Genomic DNA, 17082 nt, shown 5'->3' on the forward strand with positions numbered 1-17082 from the left:
TGCGTAAGTGTCTTTGCTGTTATAAGTTCCTTGAAAATACCGAATAGCTTACACAATATTATAATCATTTTAAATGATTTCAAGAAATGAGAAAAAGTTTCAGAAAAAAATAAAAAGGCTGCAGAATAAATCAATGCAGCCTCTTAATTAAAATGCAGTCTTGGGGGGGGGGAGAATATACACTGCATTCAGTTGCTAGGCATTAGGAGGAAAAATAACCTAACAACCCAATCTCTAACTAAAATAGGCACGAGAAACAATACATAAAAATGCATGGCTGATATGCATGAATTTTAACACTTTCAAGTCTCTTGAACTGTGCTTCGACGAAAGAAAATCATCATGAAAGTAGCCATAAAAATCAACGTCAAGATCAACACAATTGTGGAAGCAGAGTCAGAGCCGATAAATAAGCTGAGATAAATCCCTAAAAAACCAGAAAAAGCTGCAACAAGTATTGCGATCATTAACATAAAAGAAAACCGCTTTGTGACAAGATAGGCAATTGCTCCTGGTGCTATCAGTAAAGAAATAACGAGCACGATACCTACAGCTTTCAAGGCTGCAACAATTGTAAGAGAAATCATTGTTAGAAGGGTATAGTGGAGTAGAGATATTGGTAAACCCATTGCACGTCCTTGAACTGTATCAAAAATATACAGCATAAAGTCGCGCCATTTTGCTGCTAAAATAAAAGTGACAATAGCAGAAATGATTGCTGTCTGCGTAATATCAAGCCAGTTAACACCCAAGAGATTACCAAATAGAATATGATTTAAATCTAAGCTACTATAAATAGATGTGGCTAAAACAAGCCCCAAACCAAACATTGAAGAAAAGACCACACCCATCACCGTGTCCTGTTTGATACGGCTATTGCTTCCTAAAAAACCCGTTAATAGTGCACACACCATTCCTGCAACAAAAGCACCGCAAGTAATCAAAGTCATTGTAATATTCTCGGGACGCATATGCTGAATCCAAGCAAATGGCAAAGAAGTTAAAAATGCAATTACCCATGGTGTTGTCATATAACCAACAACAACACCGGGAAAAACTGCATGGGAAATGGCATCGCCTAACAGTGCCCATCCTTTTAAGATAAGAAAGCAGGAAAGCATTGCCATTGGAACAGAAAGAATCATGACAATAAACATACCCTTAAGCATAAAAGAAAATTGAAACGGAAGCAGTAATTGATCAATCATGATAATATCACACCCTTTTTTGCCGCATTTATACGTAAGCGTGCAGCAATAAACCCGTGTTTAGGAGCAAAAACAAAAGCCAAAATAAATAAAAATGCTTGAAAAAGTACTACGACCCCGCCTGTTTGCGCATTCAAAAAATAACTTACATAAACACCCAAGACACTTGTGAATGTTCCAATTATAACTGCAATAATCAAGACATTTACGAAACGATCACTTAAAAGATAGGCTGTTGCCCCAGGTGTCACAACAAGACAAATGACTAAGAACGCTCCAACGGTTTGCATGGCAGCAACGGTACAAGCGGCCAGTAATGTGAAAAAGAGAATCTTTAAAAACTTTACGTTTAATCCAATGGCATGCGCATGCGTTTCATCAAATAATGAAACAAGAAGATCTTTCCATTTCAAAAGCAATATAAGCAAAGAAAAAAAGCCGATAAAAGCCAATTGTAGAATATCTGTTGAACTAACTGCTAAAATATTTCCCAAAACAATCGTATCAATATTAACAGCCATTGGTTTTAATGATTTGAGAAATAACCCAAAGGCAAAAAAGGAAGAAAAAATGAGCCCAATAATGGTATCTTCTTTAAGTTTTGTTCGATGGTTAAAAAAGAGCATTGCTGCTGCTGCAAGACCACCAGAAAAAAAAGCGCCGAGTGAAAAAGGTAACCCTAAAAGGTAAGCTCCTGCTACACCAGGAACAATCGAATGGGAAAGTGCATCACCAATCAATGACCAACCTTTTAACATCAAAAAAGCCGAAAGAAAGGCACAAACACACCCAACTAACCCAGAAACCCACATTGCATTCACCATATATTGATAGCTCAGTGGCTCAAGCAACCAAGAAATCATGCAACGTGCTCCACTCTTTCAATATCTTCACAAACTGCAGACTGCTTTCTTCCCATGAAAACATCATTTTTTTTTGTGCTTTGAAGATCAAAAATATGGTGGTGCAAAGACCCTCCAAAAGTTTTTTCCAGATTTTGCTTTGTAAAGATTTTTTCAGTTAATCCGGAAGCTAACACTGTTCCTTTTATTAAAACCGTATGATCACAAAATTCACGAACAGAGCCCAAATTGTGCGTTGAAACCAAGATCACAGCTCCTTCTTTACGAAGATCTTGTAACAAAGCAATGATTTTATCTTCTGTTGTAACATCAACCCCTGTAAACGGCTCATCTAATAAAATAGCTTTTGCTTTTTGTGCAAGAGCGCGTGCTAGAAAAACACGCTTTTTCTGTCCACCAGAAAGTTCTCCAATTTGGCGCTTAGCAAAAGCCAGCATATCAACACGTTCTAAGGCAATACGAACGGCTTCATAATCTTGTGTACGGGCATAGCGAAAGAAATTCATATGACCGTACCGCCCCATCAATACAACATCTTCAACCAAGACAGGAAAATTCCAATCGACATCTTCACTTTGAGGAACATAAGCAATAAGATTTTTTTTCAAAGCTACATCAACGGGCAAATCAAACATGCGAATTTTTCCCTTTGAGGGGCGTACAAACCCCATAATCGCTTTAAATAACGTTGACTTACCGGATCCATTAACACCAACCAATGCCGTAATAGAACCCTTTGGACTTTCAAAATTCACTTCGCGTAAAGCTGTATGTCCATTACGATAAGTTACCGTTACCCCTTGGGCAAATATTCCACATTCCGTCATTGGCTTTTTACTCCCTCTGCTAGAGCCTTGCTAATACGCCCACTCGTGACACGTAATAAATCAATATAAGTGGGGACCTCACCATTTTTCTCACTCAGAGAATCAACATAGAGAACACCACCGTATTTAGCCCCTGTTTCTCTGGCAACCTGCTTAGCAGGTGCAGGGGAAATAGTGCTTTCAGAAAAAACTGCATGAATATTGTATTTGCGAACCATATCAATAACATGCTTGACCTGCTGTGGTGTTCCTTGTTGGTCAGCATTGATGGGCCATAAATAAAGTTCTTTTAGATCAAAATCACGCGCCAAATAGCTAAAAGCCCCCTCACTGGTCACAAGCCAACGCTTATCTTGCGGTACGGCTTCTAATTCAGCTCTAATTGGATCAATCGTTGCACGAATTTTCTGTTTATAAATTTCAGCATTCTCTTTATAAATTTCAGCATGTTCAGGGTCATATTTTACAAAAGCATCGCGAATATTATCAACGTAAATCAAAGCAGAGGTCGGTGACATCCACGCATGAGGATTGGGTTTACCGCTAAAAGGGCCCTCACCAATTTTAATGGGTAGAATACCTTTTGAAACAACAACACTTGGAACATCCTTGATATTTTGAAAAAACTTTTCAAACCAAAGCTCTAACTCTAAACCATTCCACAATACAAGGTTAGCTCCCTGAGCACGCATAAGATCGCGTGGGGTGGGTTGATATTCATGAATTTCCGCACCTGGTTTTGTAATGGATTCAACATCAGCGGCATCACCTGCTACATTGCGTGCCATATCAGCAATGATAGTAAATGTCGTAACAGCTTTAAATTTACCAGCACACAAAGCAAAATTGGGTGTAAAAAAAATAACACTTCCAAAAACTATGGTGAAAAATGTTCTTACGTTCATTGATGCTCTCTTTCCTTTATATGTCTTCTTTTTATTGCAAATAATTTGCATTATCATTTAGCAATAGCAGTTATCTTTTACATTTGCAATGAAGGATTAAGAGAAAAAATAACTTTTCAAGATGTTTAAAAACAGTTTTTTCATATTGAAAAAATTGATAATTTAAGCAGCTTGTTTTAGTAAAGAGATCCCCTTTCAAGAAGTTCTATAGCTCTTGAATGCCAAACAAAAAGGGAGCACTCAAAAATGCTCCCACTTCATGTAAAATATCTCATAAAAAATGAGAATACTCAGTAGCGTAAATATGCGCCTGTCATTTTGGTAACATTATCCACGATTTTTGAGGCAAGCTTTTCTAAATCTTCATCTGTTAGAGTCCGTTCTATGGGCTGAATAGTTACTTCAATTGCAACAGATTTTTTATCTTCACCAAAGCTTAAATCTTCAAAAATATCAAAAACCTGCACTGAATGAATAAGTTTTTTATCAGCTCCACCTGCCGCCCGAATAATAAGAGAAGAGGCAACAGTTTTATCCGCTATAAAGGCAAAATCACGCCGCACCATTTGAAAAGGTGAGAGTTTCAAAGGAGGACGGCTTTTGGTCGTTTTTTTCTTTGATTCTGGAATTCGGTCTAGAAAAATTTCAAAGCCGCATAAAGGACCACTGACATCTAACGTTTCTAATGTAGCAGGATGAAAAACACCAAAAAAACCAAGAATAATCTTTGATCCAAGTTTTATGACACCTGAACGACCTGGATGATACCAATCAGGTGCCCCAACTTCAATCTGCACTTTCCCAACATCCATATCACATGCTTCTAAAACAGCTAAAGCATCTGCTTTGGCATCAAAAACATCAACGACGGTTGCATTTCCATTCCAAAAACGCCCTGCCCCTTTAAATTGCTCTGTTCCGCGACGAACTCCACTAACAACACGGTGTTGTTTATCAGGGGTGTCACCCTCATAAATACTTGAAACTTCAAACAAAGAAAGATCGGAAAAACCACGATCAGCATTTCTCTGTGCCGCCATAATCAAACCAGGTAAAAGGGAAGGACGCATTACTGACATATCAGCAGCAATAGGATTAACTAATTTAAGCTCTTCTTGACCTCCTCCAAAAGCAAGAGCTTGATTTTCAGAAATAAAAGACCATGTTACCGCTTCTTTCATACCACGTTGTACTAAAGCCAAACGTGTAGCACGTGAACGAATTTGTGCGCATGTTAAAATTTGATCTTTTCCTTCTGCAAAGTTTTCCAAAGGAATAGGTTTAATTTTATCTAACCCATAAATTCTCATGACCTCTTCCACCAAATCGGCTTTACCCATAATATCAGGGCGCCATGATGGTACTTTTACCGTAACGACATCTCCTTTTCCTTCAACGAAAAATCCAAGTTTTGTTAAAATAGAGCTGACTTTTTCAGGTTCTATTTCCAAATTTGTTAAACGTTTAATTTCAGAAAAAGGAAAAGCGATCTGTTTGATTTCTTGTTGCTGATAGCCAACGATACTTTTTTTAGATACTTCACCACCACAAAGACGTAAGACCAATTCTGTTGCAGTTTCAAGCCCTGTTTCTATAAAAGCCGGATCAACACCTCGTTCAAATCGATAACGTGCATCACTGATAAGACCTAATGCTCTTCCTGTTTGTGCAATGCTTTGCGCATCCCAAAGCGCCGATTCAATAATAACGCGATGTGTTGTTTCATCACAACTCGTTCTTTCACCGCCCATGATGCCGGCAATCGAAACAACCCCCTCGTCATCTGCAATGACACAATTCTTAGCGCCCAGATGATAGACTTTTCCGTTTAGTGCTTGAAGCTGTTCTCCCTCACGAGCACAACGTACACACAAATTACCTTTAATTTTATCTGCATCAAAAACATGGAGTGGACGACCAAGGTCAAAACTGATGTAATTGGTCATATCAACAAGCGCATTAATCGGTCTCAAACCAATTGCATTCAAACGTTGTTGCATCCACTGTGGTGATTCGCCATTTTGAACATTGCGTACTTCACGCCAAGCGAAACCTAAACATAATGATGAACCTTGCGAAAAATCTAATGAAACATCGAGAGGTGTTTCAAAAGAAGGCTCAAGTTTTGACAAGGATAATTCTTTTAATTTTCCCATTCCAACGGCAGCAAGATCACGGGCAATACCGCGAACACCTGTACAATCGGAACGATTGGGGGTCAAACCAATATCAATGATCGGATCATCTAAACCAGCATAAGCTGCAAATGAATTTCCAATAGGTGCATCTTCTGGAAGTTCGATAATCCCGTCATGCTCATTTGATAATTCAAGCTCTGCTTGCGAACACATCATCCCAAAACTTTCAACCCCGCGGATTTTTCCTACAGATAATGTCACATCGAGTCCTGGAATATAAGTGCCTGGTAATGCCAAAACACCAATAAGACCTGCACGTGCATTTGGTGCTCCACAGACAACTTGAACAGGTGTGGAAGTTCCTGTATCGACGGACAGAATCTGGAGTTTATCGGCATCAGGATGTTTTATTGCTGTTAAAACTTTTGCAATCACAAAACCTTTTAAAGAAGACCGATCATCAACGTGATCAACCTCAAGACCGATAGCGGTTAATTTTTCACAAATTTCATCCAAAGATGCATTTGTCTCTAAGTGATCTTTTAACCAGGACAATGTAAACTTCATTTTAAAACCTCACATGAAAGCGATGACTAAGATCACACATTTCTATTAGGAAAAAAAGCAGGCATATCAAAGCAACGAAAGCCATAATGGTCTAACCAACGCAGGTCAGCATCAAAAAAAGCCCGCAAATCAGGCATACCGTATTTCAACATGGCAATACGATCAATGCCCATTCCCCATGCAAAGCCTTGATATTCATCGGGATCTAAACCAACATTTTTCAACACATGAGGATGCACCATTCCGCATCCTAAAATTTCCAACCAACCCTGTCCTTCACCAAATTTTATTTCTGAACCAGAACGATCACATTGAATATCCACTTCCATAGATGGTTCGGTAAAAGGGAAAAAAGAGGGACGAAAACGCATTTTTACAGAAGGAACTTCAAAAAATTCTTTACAAAAGGTTTCATGTAGCCACATCATATGGGCAATGGTGGAGGTTTTATCAATGACAAGACCTTCTACCTGATGGAACATAGGAGAATGCGTTGCATCCGAATCCATGCGGTAAGTTTTTCCAGGAATAATGATCCGTATCGGTGCTTTTTGTTTTTCTAGTGTACGAATTTGTACGGGTGATGTATGGGTTCGCAATAATTTTCTCTCTCCCATTTTATCAACATCAAAAAAGAAGGTATCATGCATTTCACGCGCTGGATGCCCTTCAGGAAAATTCAATGCTGTAAAATTATAATAATCTGTTTCAATATCTGGACCTTCGGCAAGAGAAAAACCCAACTTCGTATAAATGGCAATAATTTCCTCAATCACTTGTGAAATAGGATGAATGCGTCCCCGTTCTATAGGTGAAGAGCGAACAGGCAAGGTAACATCAACTGTTTCACGAGAAAGACGGGCATCCAGTGCCTGTCTTTTCAGAAGATCACGCTTTTGTGCCCATAATTCTAAAATGCGATTTTTTAATCCATTAAGAACAGGTCCAACTTTATGGCGCTCGCCAGCATCCATTTTTCCTAATTCTTTTAATTTTTCAGAGATACTACCTTTTTTACCCAATGCTGAAATACGCACTGTTTCAAGTGCTTGTTCATCACCTGCTGCCTCTAAGGCTAAACAAATTTCTTGTTCCAGACGCTCAATATCATTCATATTTTTGCCTATTTTCTAATAAAGAAAAACCCGCACTCGCAATAGCCAGCACGGGACCTCGAATAAATAAATGCTTTAAGAGAACACGACTGGCTTACTTGACAGCGCCTTCAAAAGCATTAGGTGTTGTGTCTTTTAAATATTCTAAAGCTTTTTTTGCTGAAGCGACTAGAGCTGAAAATGCTTCCGCCTCGTGGATTGCTATGTCTGAAAGAACCTTACGATCAACTTCAATACCAGCTTTTGATAAGCCATCAATAAAACGTCCATAAGTTAAACCTTCTGCACGAACAGCCGCATTAATTCTCTGAATCCACAAAGCACGGAAAGTACGCTTTCTATTTTTGCGGTCACGATAAGCATACTGCTTTGAACGATCAACTGCTGCTTTAGCAGCACGAATGGTATTTTTACGTCGACCATAAAAGCCTTCAGCTTGTTTAAGAACTTTTTTGTGCTTAGCGTGTGCTGTCACACCTCTTTTCACACGAGCCATATTATAATCTCCTCAAAATCAAAAGCGTAAGGTTTAAATACCATTCGGCAAATAATGCTGAATGACTTTTTTAGCATCTTGTTCACACAAAACCATTGTTCCACGTGCATCGCGAATAAATTTATTCGAACGCTTAATCATGCCGTGGCGCTTACCAGCAGCTGCTACTTTAATTTTGCCTGACGCAGTGATTTTAAACCGCTTTTTAGCGGATGATTTGGTCTTCATCTTGGGCATTTTGCTACTCCATACATTAATTGATTCAATCAAACATTTTATTTGATCAAGCGGACCAACGCTTGAACAAGCATTTAAACAGCCACGGCATGCCCTGCCGGGCGGTTCCAAAAATGTTCTCATAAGCTAGTATACACAAAATAGCAAGACCGTATTATAAAAAAATGGGCGCTCCATTGCCTTGAATTTCAACCAGAGGTGCCGGAATAGCATTTGTTTTGCTTGCGGCTTTACATAAATCGGCAATAATGCATTGCGCACATTTTGCTTGACGTGCTTGACAAATATAGCGTCCATGTAAAATTAGCCAATGATGCGCATGACGAAGATAATAGATCGGTATAATCTTTAATAATTTTTTTTCGACAATCTCTGGTGTTTTGCCAGGCGCTAAACCAAGACGATTGCTTAAGCGAAAAATATGTGTATCTACTGCCAATGTAGGTTGACCAAAAGCAACATTCAAAACAACATTAGCCGTTTTTCGTCCCACTCCAGGGAGGGACATAAGTGCTTCACGCGTATCAGGGACTTGACCGCCATATTGATTAATTAAACAGTTGCAAAGTGCATAAATATTGCGTGCTTTTGCTCGCCAAAGACCGATTGAACGGATATGAAGTGCTATTTCTTCTTCCCCTAATGCAACCATTTTTTCCGGTTGATCAGCAAGGCGAAATAATTCTTTTGTCGCTTTATTAACGCTTACATCTGTCGCTTGAGCTGAAAGTACAACTGCCACCAAAAGCGTAAAAATATTTGTATAGATAAGATCACTCTTAGGCGCTGGGCGTTGCACAGAAAAACGGCGAAATATTTCTGCAACTTCATCTTTATTATATAATATACTAGATAAATTTCGCGCTTTTGATAATTTTATGGTACGTTGAGTCATTGAACTCTCTTAATTTTCTCTCTTGAAGTTATCATTTACGCTCGCCATATGAGAGGAATGCAGCGAACACTTTGTATAGAGTTTGGTCAAGTAACGCCGCTTTTCAAAGAGGATACTCATGAATGACACATGTGACGCCTTTCTCCAATCCTTTTCTTTTAGGATTTGAAACCGTAGAAAAAACATTGCAACGTATCGGTAAAGCTGATGAAGCTTACCCAGCCTATAACATTGAACGTTTACATAAAAACGATGATGCAAATCATATCCGGATAACTTTGGCTGTTGCTGGATTTAAGATTAATCATCTTAATATTTTGCTCGATGATAATCAATTGGTTATTCATGGTAAACAAACAGACAACCAAAATCATCAATATTTATATCGCGGTATAGCTGCGCGACAATTCCAGCGAATCTTTATTCTTGCGGAAGGGATGCATGTCACAAATGCGGAGTTGAAAAATGGTCTTTTATCAATTAATCTGTATCAACCAAGATTAAAAAAAGAAATAAAACAGATTCCAATTAAAGTCAGTAGTGGTGAGTCATAAAAGTTAAGGCGTAAAGGAACCGTGAAATGGGAGAACATAAACAAAACTTATCGTTTCAGAACACAGCCTACTCTGATGCGGGACAGATTGCCTATTTAAAAAAAGTTTGTACAGATGACTTGGCTAAAAACTTTCCAGATCTTCCACCAATGACCCCAGGCATTACCATATGGGCTCTCTTTGGTGAAACAGGTTATCCTATCATTTTATCCGATGAACGCTCTATCGCTCTTGCTGGAGCCAATGAGCATGAACTACAAATTGTAACTCTGCACTAGATTTCCTTACGAGAAAAACGGAGTTCTTTATAAATTCTATTCGTTTTTCTCATAAAGGGTATAATGATATAAGACATTGATTTATATTCATAATTAATTTTTTTACAACTGGAATGAGAGTCCCGAATATCATAAGGTTCTCTCATTTGAGATCTTCTTATGTTAAAACAATTAAAGTCACTTGCTTGATGTCATAAGCAAGGAGAGCCATGTGGATAAAAACACTTGAAGAAAGGAATAAAAATCTCTCTTTTTAATTGTCTTAATTGCCAAGGACTTCGCAACATTGGGGATGAGTAAAATGTATGATGGTGTTTGTTTTCTTCTTCATAAGTGGTGAGGATGCTTCTCATAAGTTTATATTATTCACGAGGGCCGTTATACCTTTATGGACGCTGTCATGAACTGAGTTCGAGCGCAGTGAGAAATGTTTCTTTAAAACGAATGCGTAAATTGGCAATACAAGTGTATTTTGTTTGGTGTGTTTTGTTCTTCCTAAGGGGGTAACTCCATTGAAGAGTGTGAAAAACAAAAGTATGAGACAGCGCCTCATCATTATTTAAAAGATATTACTATGGAAGCTTTTGAAAGGTGTAAAGCTGAATTGTAAGGAGATGATAGATTTTTACCACGATGCCTTTATATTCTTTCCAATTTCAGAAATTACGCAAATAGATATACGCAATATAGCCATCAAATCTGGCATACAAAAATCTAGAACAGTTCATACTGCACTGAATCGTCTTGACATTTTTCTCAAACATAGAGTTACGCAGAGATGAGATGTTGATTGATAAGGAATAGAAAAAACAAAAGCTTTATGAGGAAGTTGATGCAAATCTTTTAATTTTGTGCTTCAAATGTCTCAGTCCAAGGTATTTTTCTCTTTTGAATACTAAAGCTCTTGTTTTTATAATGAAGTTACAGCACAACAAGAAAAATGGAATTATTTGAGGGGAAAAAAATAATGCCTTCTTACCGTTCAAGAATATCGACTCACGGGCGTAATATGGCAGGAGCCCGCGGTCTTTGGCGTGCAACAGGGATGAAAGATGCAGATTTTGGTAAACCCATTATTGCGATTGCGAATTCTTTTACACAATTTGTACCAGGACATGTCCATTTAAAGGATCTTGGGCAATTGGTTGCACAACAGATAGCCGTTGCTGGTGGTGTTGCGAAAGAGTTTAACACTATTGCTGTAGATGATGGAATTGCGATGGGGCATGATGGAATGCTTTATTCTTTGCCTTCACGCGAAATTATTGCTGATTCTGTAGAGTATATGGTTAATGCACATTGTGCGGATGCACTTGTCTGTATTTCTAATTGTGACAAAATTACGCCTGGTATGTTAATGGCTGCTTTACGGTTGAATATTCCAACAATCTTTGTTTCAGGCGGTCCTATGGAAGCAGGTAAGATTAAATGGAAAGATCAAGATCTAATGGTTGATTTGGTTGATGCCATGGTCGCAGCAGCTTCAGAACAGAATTCAGAAGAAGAAGTTGCTGAAATGGAGCGCGCTGCTTGTCCTACATGTGGTTCTTGTTCAGGAATGTTTACGGCCAACTCTATGAATTGTTTAACGGAAGCATTGGGGCTTTCGCTTCCCGGAAATGGATCAATGCTAGCAACACATGCAGATCGACGGATGCTTTTTGAAGAAGCTGGAAAACAGATTGTTACATTGGTCAAGCGTTATTATGAAGAAGATGATGAAACAGTTTTGCCACGCTCTATTGCTTCACGCAAGGCTTTTGAAAATGCAATGACCGTTGATATTGCCATGGGAGGATCAACCAATACAGTACTGCATCTTTTAGCAGCGGCGCAAGAAGGTGAGGTGGATTTTACCATGACGGATATTGATCATCTTTCACGTCGTGTTCCTGTTTTATGCAAGGTTGCTCCTTCTGTTGCGAATGTGCATATGGAAGATGTTCATCGTGCCGGTGGTATTATGGGGCTTTTAGGCGAATTGGATGCGGCGGGACTCATTGATACGTCAACTTATACGGTTCACGCAAAAACGATGAAAGAAGCTTTGTACCGTTGGGATGTAAAACAAACCAATGAACCAACAGTTCGTGCATTTTATCGTGCTGCTCCAGGTGGCATTCCAACCCAAACCGCTTTTAGCCAATCTAGTCGCTATGAGACTCTTGATCTTGATCGTGAAAAAGGTGTGATTCGCGATAGGAAACATGCTTATTCACAAGATGGAGGATTGGCAGTTCTTTATGGAAATCTTGCAAAAGATGGCTGTATTGTAAAGACAGCAGGTGTTGATCAGTCAATTTTAACCTTTAAAGGTCCAGCAAGAATTTTTGAAAGCCAAGATTCAGCTGTTTCAGCTATATTAACGGATAAGATTAAAACAGGTGAAATTGTTTTAATCCGTTATGAAGGTCCTCGTGGTGGACCTGGAATGCAAGAAATGCTCTATCCAACGAGTTATCTCAAATCTAAAGGATTGGGCAAGGTTTGTGCACTTGTTACGGATGGACGTTTTTCAGGGGGGAGCTCAGGGCTCTCGATAGGACATATTTCACCAGAAGCTGCTGAAGGAGGAGAAATTGCGTTGGTAGAAGAGGGGGATATCATAGAAATTGATATTCCAAATCGTAGCATTCATATATTGGTTGATGACATTGAAATGAGGCAGCGTCGTGCTAAGATGGAAGCAAAAGGAAAAGGTGCTTGGCAACCGGTTGAGAAGCGTCAGCGTAAAATTTCAAAGGCTCTCAAAGCTTATGCAGCGATGACCACATCTGCTTCAAAGGGTGCAGTTCGTAATATTTGATGAGATAAAGGATGCGTTTTAAGAGACATCTCTCAATGCTCCCAAGCGCATTTTGCGACGGTACCTATGAATGGTATAACGATAAATCCATTGAACAGCCCCATCTTTACGCTTGAGAAGAAGCAAGCCGGCACCATCACACACTTTGCCAGCTCATGGATGTTGCTACAATCCTTGGGGTTCATAAGAGGCATTTGTATTATAGTTTTTCCCACACACTCATCCCGCTTGTGATGTGCAAGCAAGTGATTTTGATTGGTTTAAGATAAACAGGCTTGAAATGAAAGAATCTTACGATATTTGGGGGGGCTAATTCAAGTTCAATAACGCTAAACTTTAATTATAAATCAATGTATTGACTTATAAAAGAAAGATAGTCCTCTAAGAGATTTTTTGGTATCTTTTGCACGATATTCTAAGCGGATAAGTTTATGAGCTTATCAGGATATTTTGAGTTATCGTAAGTATGATTAAAAGGCGATGCATAAAATTTATAAAAGCTGCTGCGGATTTTTTTTAGTAGTTGTGTAAGACAGGTGAGGTCGTATCAAGCGCTTTTCATATCATATTCTAGTTTTATGCAAGGTTATGATCTCTTATTACTCATCTTATGAAAGATATTTATTGTACTGGTGATATTATTTTGTTGGGCTATAAAACACTGTCATTGAGACGTGGGATATAAGAAAGCTTTCAACATTTAAGTGTTTTTAACGTGAGTTGTGAATATTCTTAGGCTTGTTTGTCAAGTCCTTGTGTAAGTTAATTACATGAGTGGGAAGCTTAAGAGGAAGCCGCTAGAATTGGGACTGTTTACAGATCAAATTCGAGTGGAAATCTTCGTCGTTTAAGGTTGGGAAGGATTTCAAAAGCTTTTTTTAGGAAAATAAAATGCAATTAGAATATCATTGATATACTTAATTATATGATTCATGTGGAAACAGTAAAAGAGTTCTTTATCATTTGAAATATAAAGAAAAAGCATAATCTATTGCACGTGAATTTATCATGCAAAATGGGGTAGTATGATACACACAGACAACTTTAAACCAACGCTGTTGCTATGAGTAAGATAATATTGAGCGTGAAAAAGCGTAATTCATTAGACATGCATGTTGGCAAGGTGGAGGAGAATTCAAGATAATCGTTGCAAAAAATGATTGTCTTGTAAAAAGAATCGATGTGGATCAATTTTTTTGTATAAACGTCAAGATTGATCTAAGGAAATATGAAATATAATGCATAGGATTTTTCCTCTAGATGCATTCTACTTATCAAAATATATTGCGTAGAAAAGCAATAGGAATAAGGTAAACAAATATTTGTACCAAAACATATCAAAAAAGGACACTTTATTTCCTATTAAGAAAGCTTATTTAATAAAAAATAACATCTGTTTTCTATAGGGGGGTACTCTCTTCAAGCTGTTTGAGGTGGTAAATTGTTTCTAAAGCTTGCTTAGGAGAGAGTTCATCAGGATGGATATTTTTTAAAGCTTCGTGAAGAACACAATGTTTGTTTCTTTCTTCATTGACAGGAGATGTTGCTTTAAGAGAAAAGAGGGGTAAATCATCAATGAGTTTATGCCCTTTTCCAGCCATTTCACCTTGTTCTAGTTGATGGAGGACATCTGTCGCTCGTGTAATAACGGCTGGGGGAAGTCCAGCAAGCTTTGCAACTTGTACACCATAGGAACGGTCAGCAGCTCCTGGTATGACCTCATGAAGGAAAACCACATCACCATCCCAATTTTTGACTTTCATGGTTACATTATGCAGTCTATCAAGTTTTTCGGTAAGCGCAGTCATTTCATGAAAATGGGTAGCAAGAATAGCACGACAATGGTTAACTTCATGGAGATATTCAACGGCTGCCCAAGCAATAGATAGTCCATCAAAGGTTGATGTTCCACGTCCTATTTCATCAAGAATAACAAGGGAGTGGTGACTTGCATGGTTGAGAATCGTTGCTGTTTCCACCATTTCCATCATAAAGGTTGAGCGCCCTCGTGCAAGATCATCGGAAGCACCAACACGGCTAAACAGGCGATCAACGACGCCAATATGCGCTGAAGTTGCTGGAACAAAGGACCCCATTTGTGCCATAATAGCAATGAGAGCATTTTGCCGCAAAAAAGTTGATTTTCCTCCCATATTAGGTCCAGTTAAAAGCCAGATTGCTGCATACTGTTGATTTTTTTGTACAGAGAGATCACAATTATTGGCAATAAAGGGTTCTGCGGCTTGTTTGCGGAGTGCTTGCTCGACGACAGGGTGGCGTCCTGCTGTAATATGAAAGGTCAGTGAATGATCAATTTTAGGGCGGCAATATCCTTGTTCTTCAGCAAGATGTGCTAGAGCGACAGAGACATCTAAAATGGCAATTGCTTCAGAGGCTTTACGAATAAAGTCAACTTGTTCGGTAATTTCCTGAACGAGAATATCAAAGATTTCTAATTCAAGCGTCAATGCATGGTTGGCAGCATGGGCAATACGGCTTTCAAGGTCAGCAAGCTCTGTTGTCGTAAAACGCATAGCGTTTGCCATTGTTTGGCGATGAATAAAACGTGCTTTAGCCTGTGGATTATTTGTGAGAGCAGATGCTTGTGTACTGGTTACTTCAATGAAATAGCCTAGAATATTATTATGCTTTATTTTAAGCGTCTTAATATCTGTTTCTTGGGCATATTGCGCTTGAAGTTCAGCGATAACGCGGCGAGATTCGTCACGTAAAGCCCGCATTTCATCGAGCTCTTTATGATAATTGGAGCGAATAAATCCCCCATCACGTTTAAGCAGTGGGAGATCATCAGCTAATGCTTGCTCTAAATGAATGTATAAAGCTGTGGGTAAGTTTGAGAATATCTGCTGTACATCACTTATTTCTTGAGGTAGGAGCTCATTATTAAGGAGTTGATGCAGTTCACGAATGATTTCAAAACCGCGTTGGATTGTCGCCATATCACGGGGGCCTCCTCGTCCAAGAGCCAAACGTGAAACGGCGCGGGGCATATCTGGTCCCCCTTTTAAAATAAGCTTTATCGCTTCTGCAAGAGAAGGATTACGTAGAAAAAAATCGATAGAATCCAAACGCGTATCAATCGCTGAAGGAGTGGTGAGGGGAGCAATAAGGCGGTCAATAAGAAGGCGTGACCCTCCTCCTGTTACAGTGCGATCAATCGCTTTTAATAAACTTCCATCCCGTTGACCTGATGTCGTACGAATAAGTTCAAGGCTTAATCTGGTTGCAGCATCAATAAAAAGAGTCGCACTTTCATTTTGGCGCTCAGGCTGCATGAGGGGAGGACGATGCGTGATTTGTGTTTTTTCGATATAACGAATAGCCGCCACAATTGCAGAGAGTTCGGAACGTGAATAATCGGCAACACCCTCAAGAGTTGAGAGTTTAAAATAATTGCAAATATCGCGTTCAGCGGTGAGTGCATCAAAGAGACAAGCAGGTTGAGGTGAAACGATACGATCAAGAACATTAAAAAGCGATTTGTGAGATTTATCATGAAAAAAGGAATCAGCAACAATGATTTCTTGTGGATCCACACGCATAATATCTGCCAAAAGTTTTTCTTGGCGGCTTTCTGTTACACGAAATATGCCTGTTGAGATATCAATCCAAGAAAGAGCAAACTCTTCTCCATCACTGGTTTTTATACGGGAAAGCGTCATCAAATAATTTGCACGCGTTGGATCAAGGAGTTTTTCTTCTGTTATTGTTCCAGGTGTTACAAGACGAACAACATCACGCCGAACAACAGACTTTGAGCCACGTTTTTTCGCTTCAGCAGGATCTTCTATTTGTTCACAAACAGCAACACGATAACCACAAGCAATGAGTTTTTGCAAATAATCATCTGCCGCATGAACGGGAACACCACACATAGGAATATCTTGTCCTAAATGTTTTCCGCGTGCTGTGAGTGTGATTCCTAAAGCCTGAGCCGCTTCAATTGCATCATTAAAAAATAATTCATAGAAATCCCCCATCCTGTAAAAGAGAAGGGAATCATGATTGATGGCTTTGATTTCTATGTACTGCTCCATCATAGGTGTAAGACGTTCTTGAGAGGAAGCAGATGAGGAGGCAGGCTGTGGAATTAAATTATTTTTATGATTGTTTTTTTTATCCATTTGTACGAGGCCTGTTTCCTTTAAGTGAAGTTTTTACTCTTTTTTGTT

At 38.9% G+C, this 17082-nt stretch carries 13 protein-coding genes and 1 pseudogene; 3 read left to right on the forward strand and 11 right to left on the reverse strand.

Features of this window, described 5'->3' with window-relative positions; genetic code table 11:
• Positions 1-302: 302 nt before the first annotated feature.
• The 9 genes from ACFIMU_RS03100 to nth all read right to left on the reverse strand — a co-directional run bounded on the left by ACFIMU_RS03100 (position 303) and on the right by nth (position 9251).
• Entirely contained in the window at positions 303-1208 is a 906-nt protein-coding gene (locus ACFIMU_RS03100) for a metal ABC transporter permease (protein WP_375610018.1), read from the reverse strand.
• Entirely contained in the window at positions 1205-2071 is an 867-nt protein-coding gene (locus ACFIMU_RS03105; RefSeq protein ID WP_375614908.1) for a metal ABC transporter permease, read from the reverse strand. Before ACFIMU_RS03105 ends, ACFIMU_RS03100 begins: the two co-directional genes overlap by 4 nt.
• Positions 2068-2898 carry a manganese/iron ABC transporter ATP-binding protein gene (locus tag ACFIMU_RS03110; protein WP_375607867.1) on the reverse strand — a complete coding sequence of 277 codons (831 nt, stop codon included), beginning with the start codon at positions 2896-2898 and terminating at the stop codon, positions 2068-2070. Before ACFIMU_RS03110 ends, ACFIMU_RS03105 begins: the two co-directional genes overlap by 4 nt.
• Complete coding sequence (locus tag ACFIMU_RS03115; RefSeq protein ID WP_375606167.1) at positions 2895-3803, reverse strand: metal ABC transporter substrate-binding protein; 909 nt, start codon at positions 3801-3803, stop codon at positions 2895-2897. Before ACFIMU_RS03115 ends, ACFIMU_RS03110 begins: the two co-directional genes overlap by 4 nt.
• Positions 3804-4093: 290 nt before the next feature.
• The gene (gene pheT, locus ACFIMU_RS03120) at positions 4094-6508 is read right to left on the reverse strand and encodes a phenylalanine--tRNA ligase subunit beta (protein WP_375696810.1); all 2415 of its coding nucleotides are present in this window, start codon (positions 6506-6508) and stop codon (positions 4094-4096) included.
• Positions 6509-6540: 32 nt separating this feature from the next.
• A complete protein-coding gene (pheS, locus tag ACFIMU_RS03125) occupies positions 6541-7623 on the reverse strand; it encodes a phenylalanine--tRNA ligase subunit alpha (RefSeq protein ID WP_375606169.1) in 1083 nt (360 codons plus the stop codon).
• Between the two features lie 94 nt (positions 7624-7717).
• A complete protein-coding gene (gene rplT, locus ACFIMU_RS03130; protein ID WP_012754515.1) occupies positions 7718-8119 on the reverse strand; it encodes a 50S ribosomal protein L20 in 402 nt (133 codons plus the stop codon).
• 33 nt (positions 8120-8152) lie between these two features.
• Positions 8153-8356 (reverse strand): 50S ribosomal protein L35, encoded by a 204-nt coding sequence (rpmI, locus tag ACFIMU_RS03135; RefSeq protein WP_183193590.1) that lies wholly within the window; start codon positions 8354-8356, stop codon positions 8153-8155.
• A gap of 154 nt (positions 8357-8510) precedes the next feature.
• Positions 8511-9251 carry an endonuclease III gene (gene nth / locus ACFIMU_RS03140; protein WP_375606170.1) on the reverse strand — a complete coding sequence of 247 codons (741 nt, stop codon included), beginning with the start codon at positions 9249-9251 and terminating at the stop codon, positions 8511-8513.
• 122 nt (positions 9252-9373) lie between these two features.
• Between nth and ACFIMU_RS03145 the strand changes: the two genes are divergently transcribed.
• The 3 genes from ACFIMU_RS03145 to ilvD all read left to right on the forward strand — a co-directional run bounded on the left by ACFIMU_RS03145 (position 9374) and on the right by ilvD (position 12889).
• Positions 9374-9805 (forward strand): Hsp20 family protein, encoded by a 432-nt coding sequence (locus tag ACFIMU_RS03145; RefSeq protein WP_375606171.1) that lies wholly within the window; start codon positions 9374-9376, stop codon positions 9803-9805.
• 26 nt (positions 9806-9831) lie between these two features.
• Positions 9832-10083 (forward strand): DUF1150 family protein, encoded by a 252-nt coding sequence (locus ACFIMU_RS03150; protein ID WP_375606172.1) that lies wholly within the window; start codon positions 9832-9834, stop codon positions 10081-10083.
• 967 nt (positions 10084-11050) lie between these two features.
• Positions 11051-12889 (forward strand): dihydroxy-acid dehydratase, encoded by a 1839-nt coding sequence (gene ilvD, locus ACFIMU_RS03155; RefSeq protein ID WP_375607865.1) that lies wholly within the window; start codon positions 11051-11053, stop codon positions 12887-12889.
• A gap of 21 nt (positions 12890-12910) precedes the next feature.
• On the opposite strand, the pseudogene ACFIMU_RS03160 reads toward ilvD, so the two are convergent.
• A pseudogene (locus tag ACFIMU_RS03160) lies at positions 12911-13033 on the reverse strand (integrase); the annotation flags it as partial.
• Between the two features lie 1256 nt (positions 13034-14289).
• Positions 14290-17034 (reverse strand): DNA mismatch repair protein MutS, encoded by a 2745-nt coding sequence (gene mutS / locus ACFIMU_RS03165; protein WP_375614904.1) that lies wholly within the window; start codon positions 17032-17034, stop codon positions 14290-14292.
• Positions 17035-17082 lie beyond the last annotated feature (48 nt).

This window comes from Bartonella sp. AC70YNML, from assembly GCF_042196545.1.
Classification (GTDB): Bacteria; Pseudomonadota; Alphaproteobacteria; order Rhizobiales; family Rhizobiaceae; genus Bartonella.

Excerpts from the sequence above, each read along its gene's own strand:
- ACFIMU_RS03145 (WP_375606171.1), top strand. The coding sequence starts at position 9,374 with ATGACACATGTGACGCCTTTCTCCAATCCTTTTCTTTTAGGATTTGAA.
- ACFIMU_RS03105 (WP_375614908.1), bottom strand. The coding sequence starts at position 2,071 with ATGATTTCTTGGTTGCTTGAGCCACTGAGCTATCAATATATGGTGAAT.
- mutS (WP_375614904.1), bottom strand. The coding sequence starts at position 17,034 with ATGGATAAAAAAAACAATCATAAAAATAATTTAATTCCACAGCCTGCC.
- pheS (WP_375606169.1), bottom strand. The coding sequence starts at position 7,623 with ATGAATGATATTGAGCGTCTGGAACAAGAAATTTGTTTAGCCTTAGAG.
- ACFIMU_RS03100 (WP_375610018.1), bottom strand. The coding sequence starts at position 1,208 with ATGATTGATCAATTACTGCTTCCGTTTCAATTTTCTTTTATGCTTAAG.
- ilvD (WP_375607865.1), top strand. The coding sequence starts at position 11,051 with ATGCCTTCTTACCGTTCAAGAATATCGACTCACGGGCGTAATATGGCA.
- ACFIMU_RS03150 (WP_375606172.1), top strand. The coding sequence starts at position 9,832 with ATGGGAGAACATAAACAAAACTTATCGTTTCAGAACACAGCCTACTCT.
- ACFIMU_RS03115 (WP_375606167.1), bottom strand. The coding sequence starts at position 3,803 with ATGAACGTAAGAACATTTTTCACCATAGTTTTTGGAAGTGTTATTTTT.
- rplT (WP_012754515.1), bottom strand. The coding sequence starts at position 8,119 with ATGGCTCGTGTGAAAAGAGGTGTGACAGCACACGCTAAGCACAAAAAA.
- ACFIMU_RS03110 (WP_375607867.1), bottom strand. The coding sequence starts at position 2,898 with ATGACGGAATGTGGAATATTTGCCCAAGGGGTAACGGTAACTTATCGT.
- pheT (WP_375696810.1), bottom strand. The coding sequence starts at position 6,508 with ATGAAGTTTACATTGTCCTGGTTAAAAGATCACTTAGAGACAAATGCA.
- nth (WP_375606170.1), bottom strand. The coding sequence starts at position 9,251 with ATGACTCAACGTACCATAAAATTATCAAAAGCGCGAAATTTATCTAGT.
- rpmI (WP_183193590.1), bottom strand. The coding sequence starts at position 8,356 with ATGCCCAAGATGAAGACCAAATCATCCGCTAAAAAGCGGTTTAAAATC.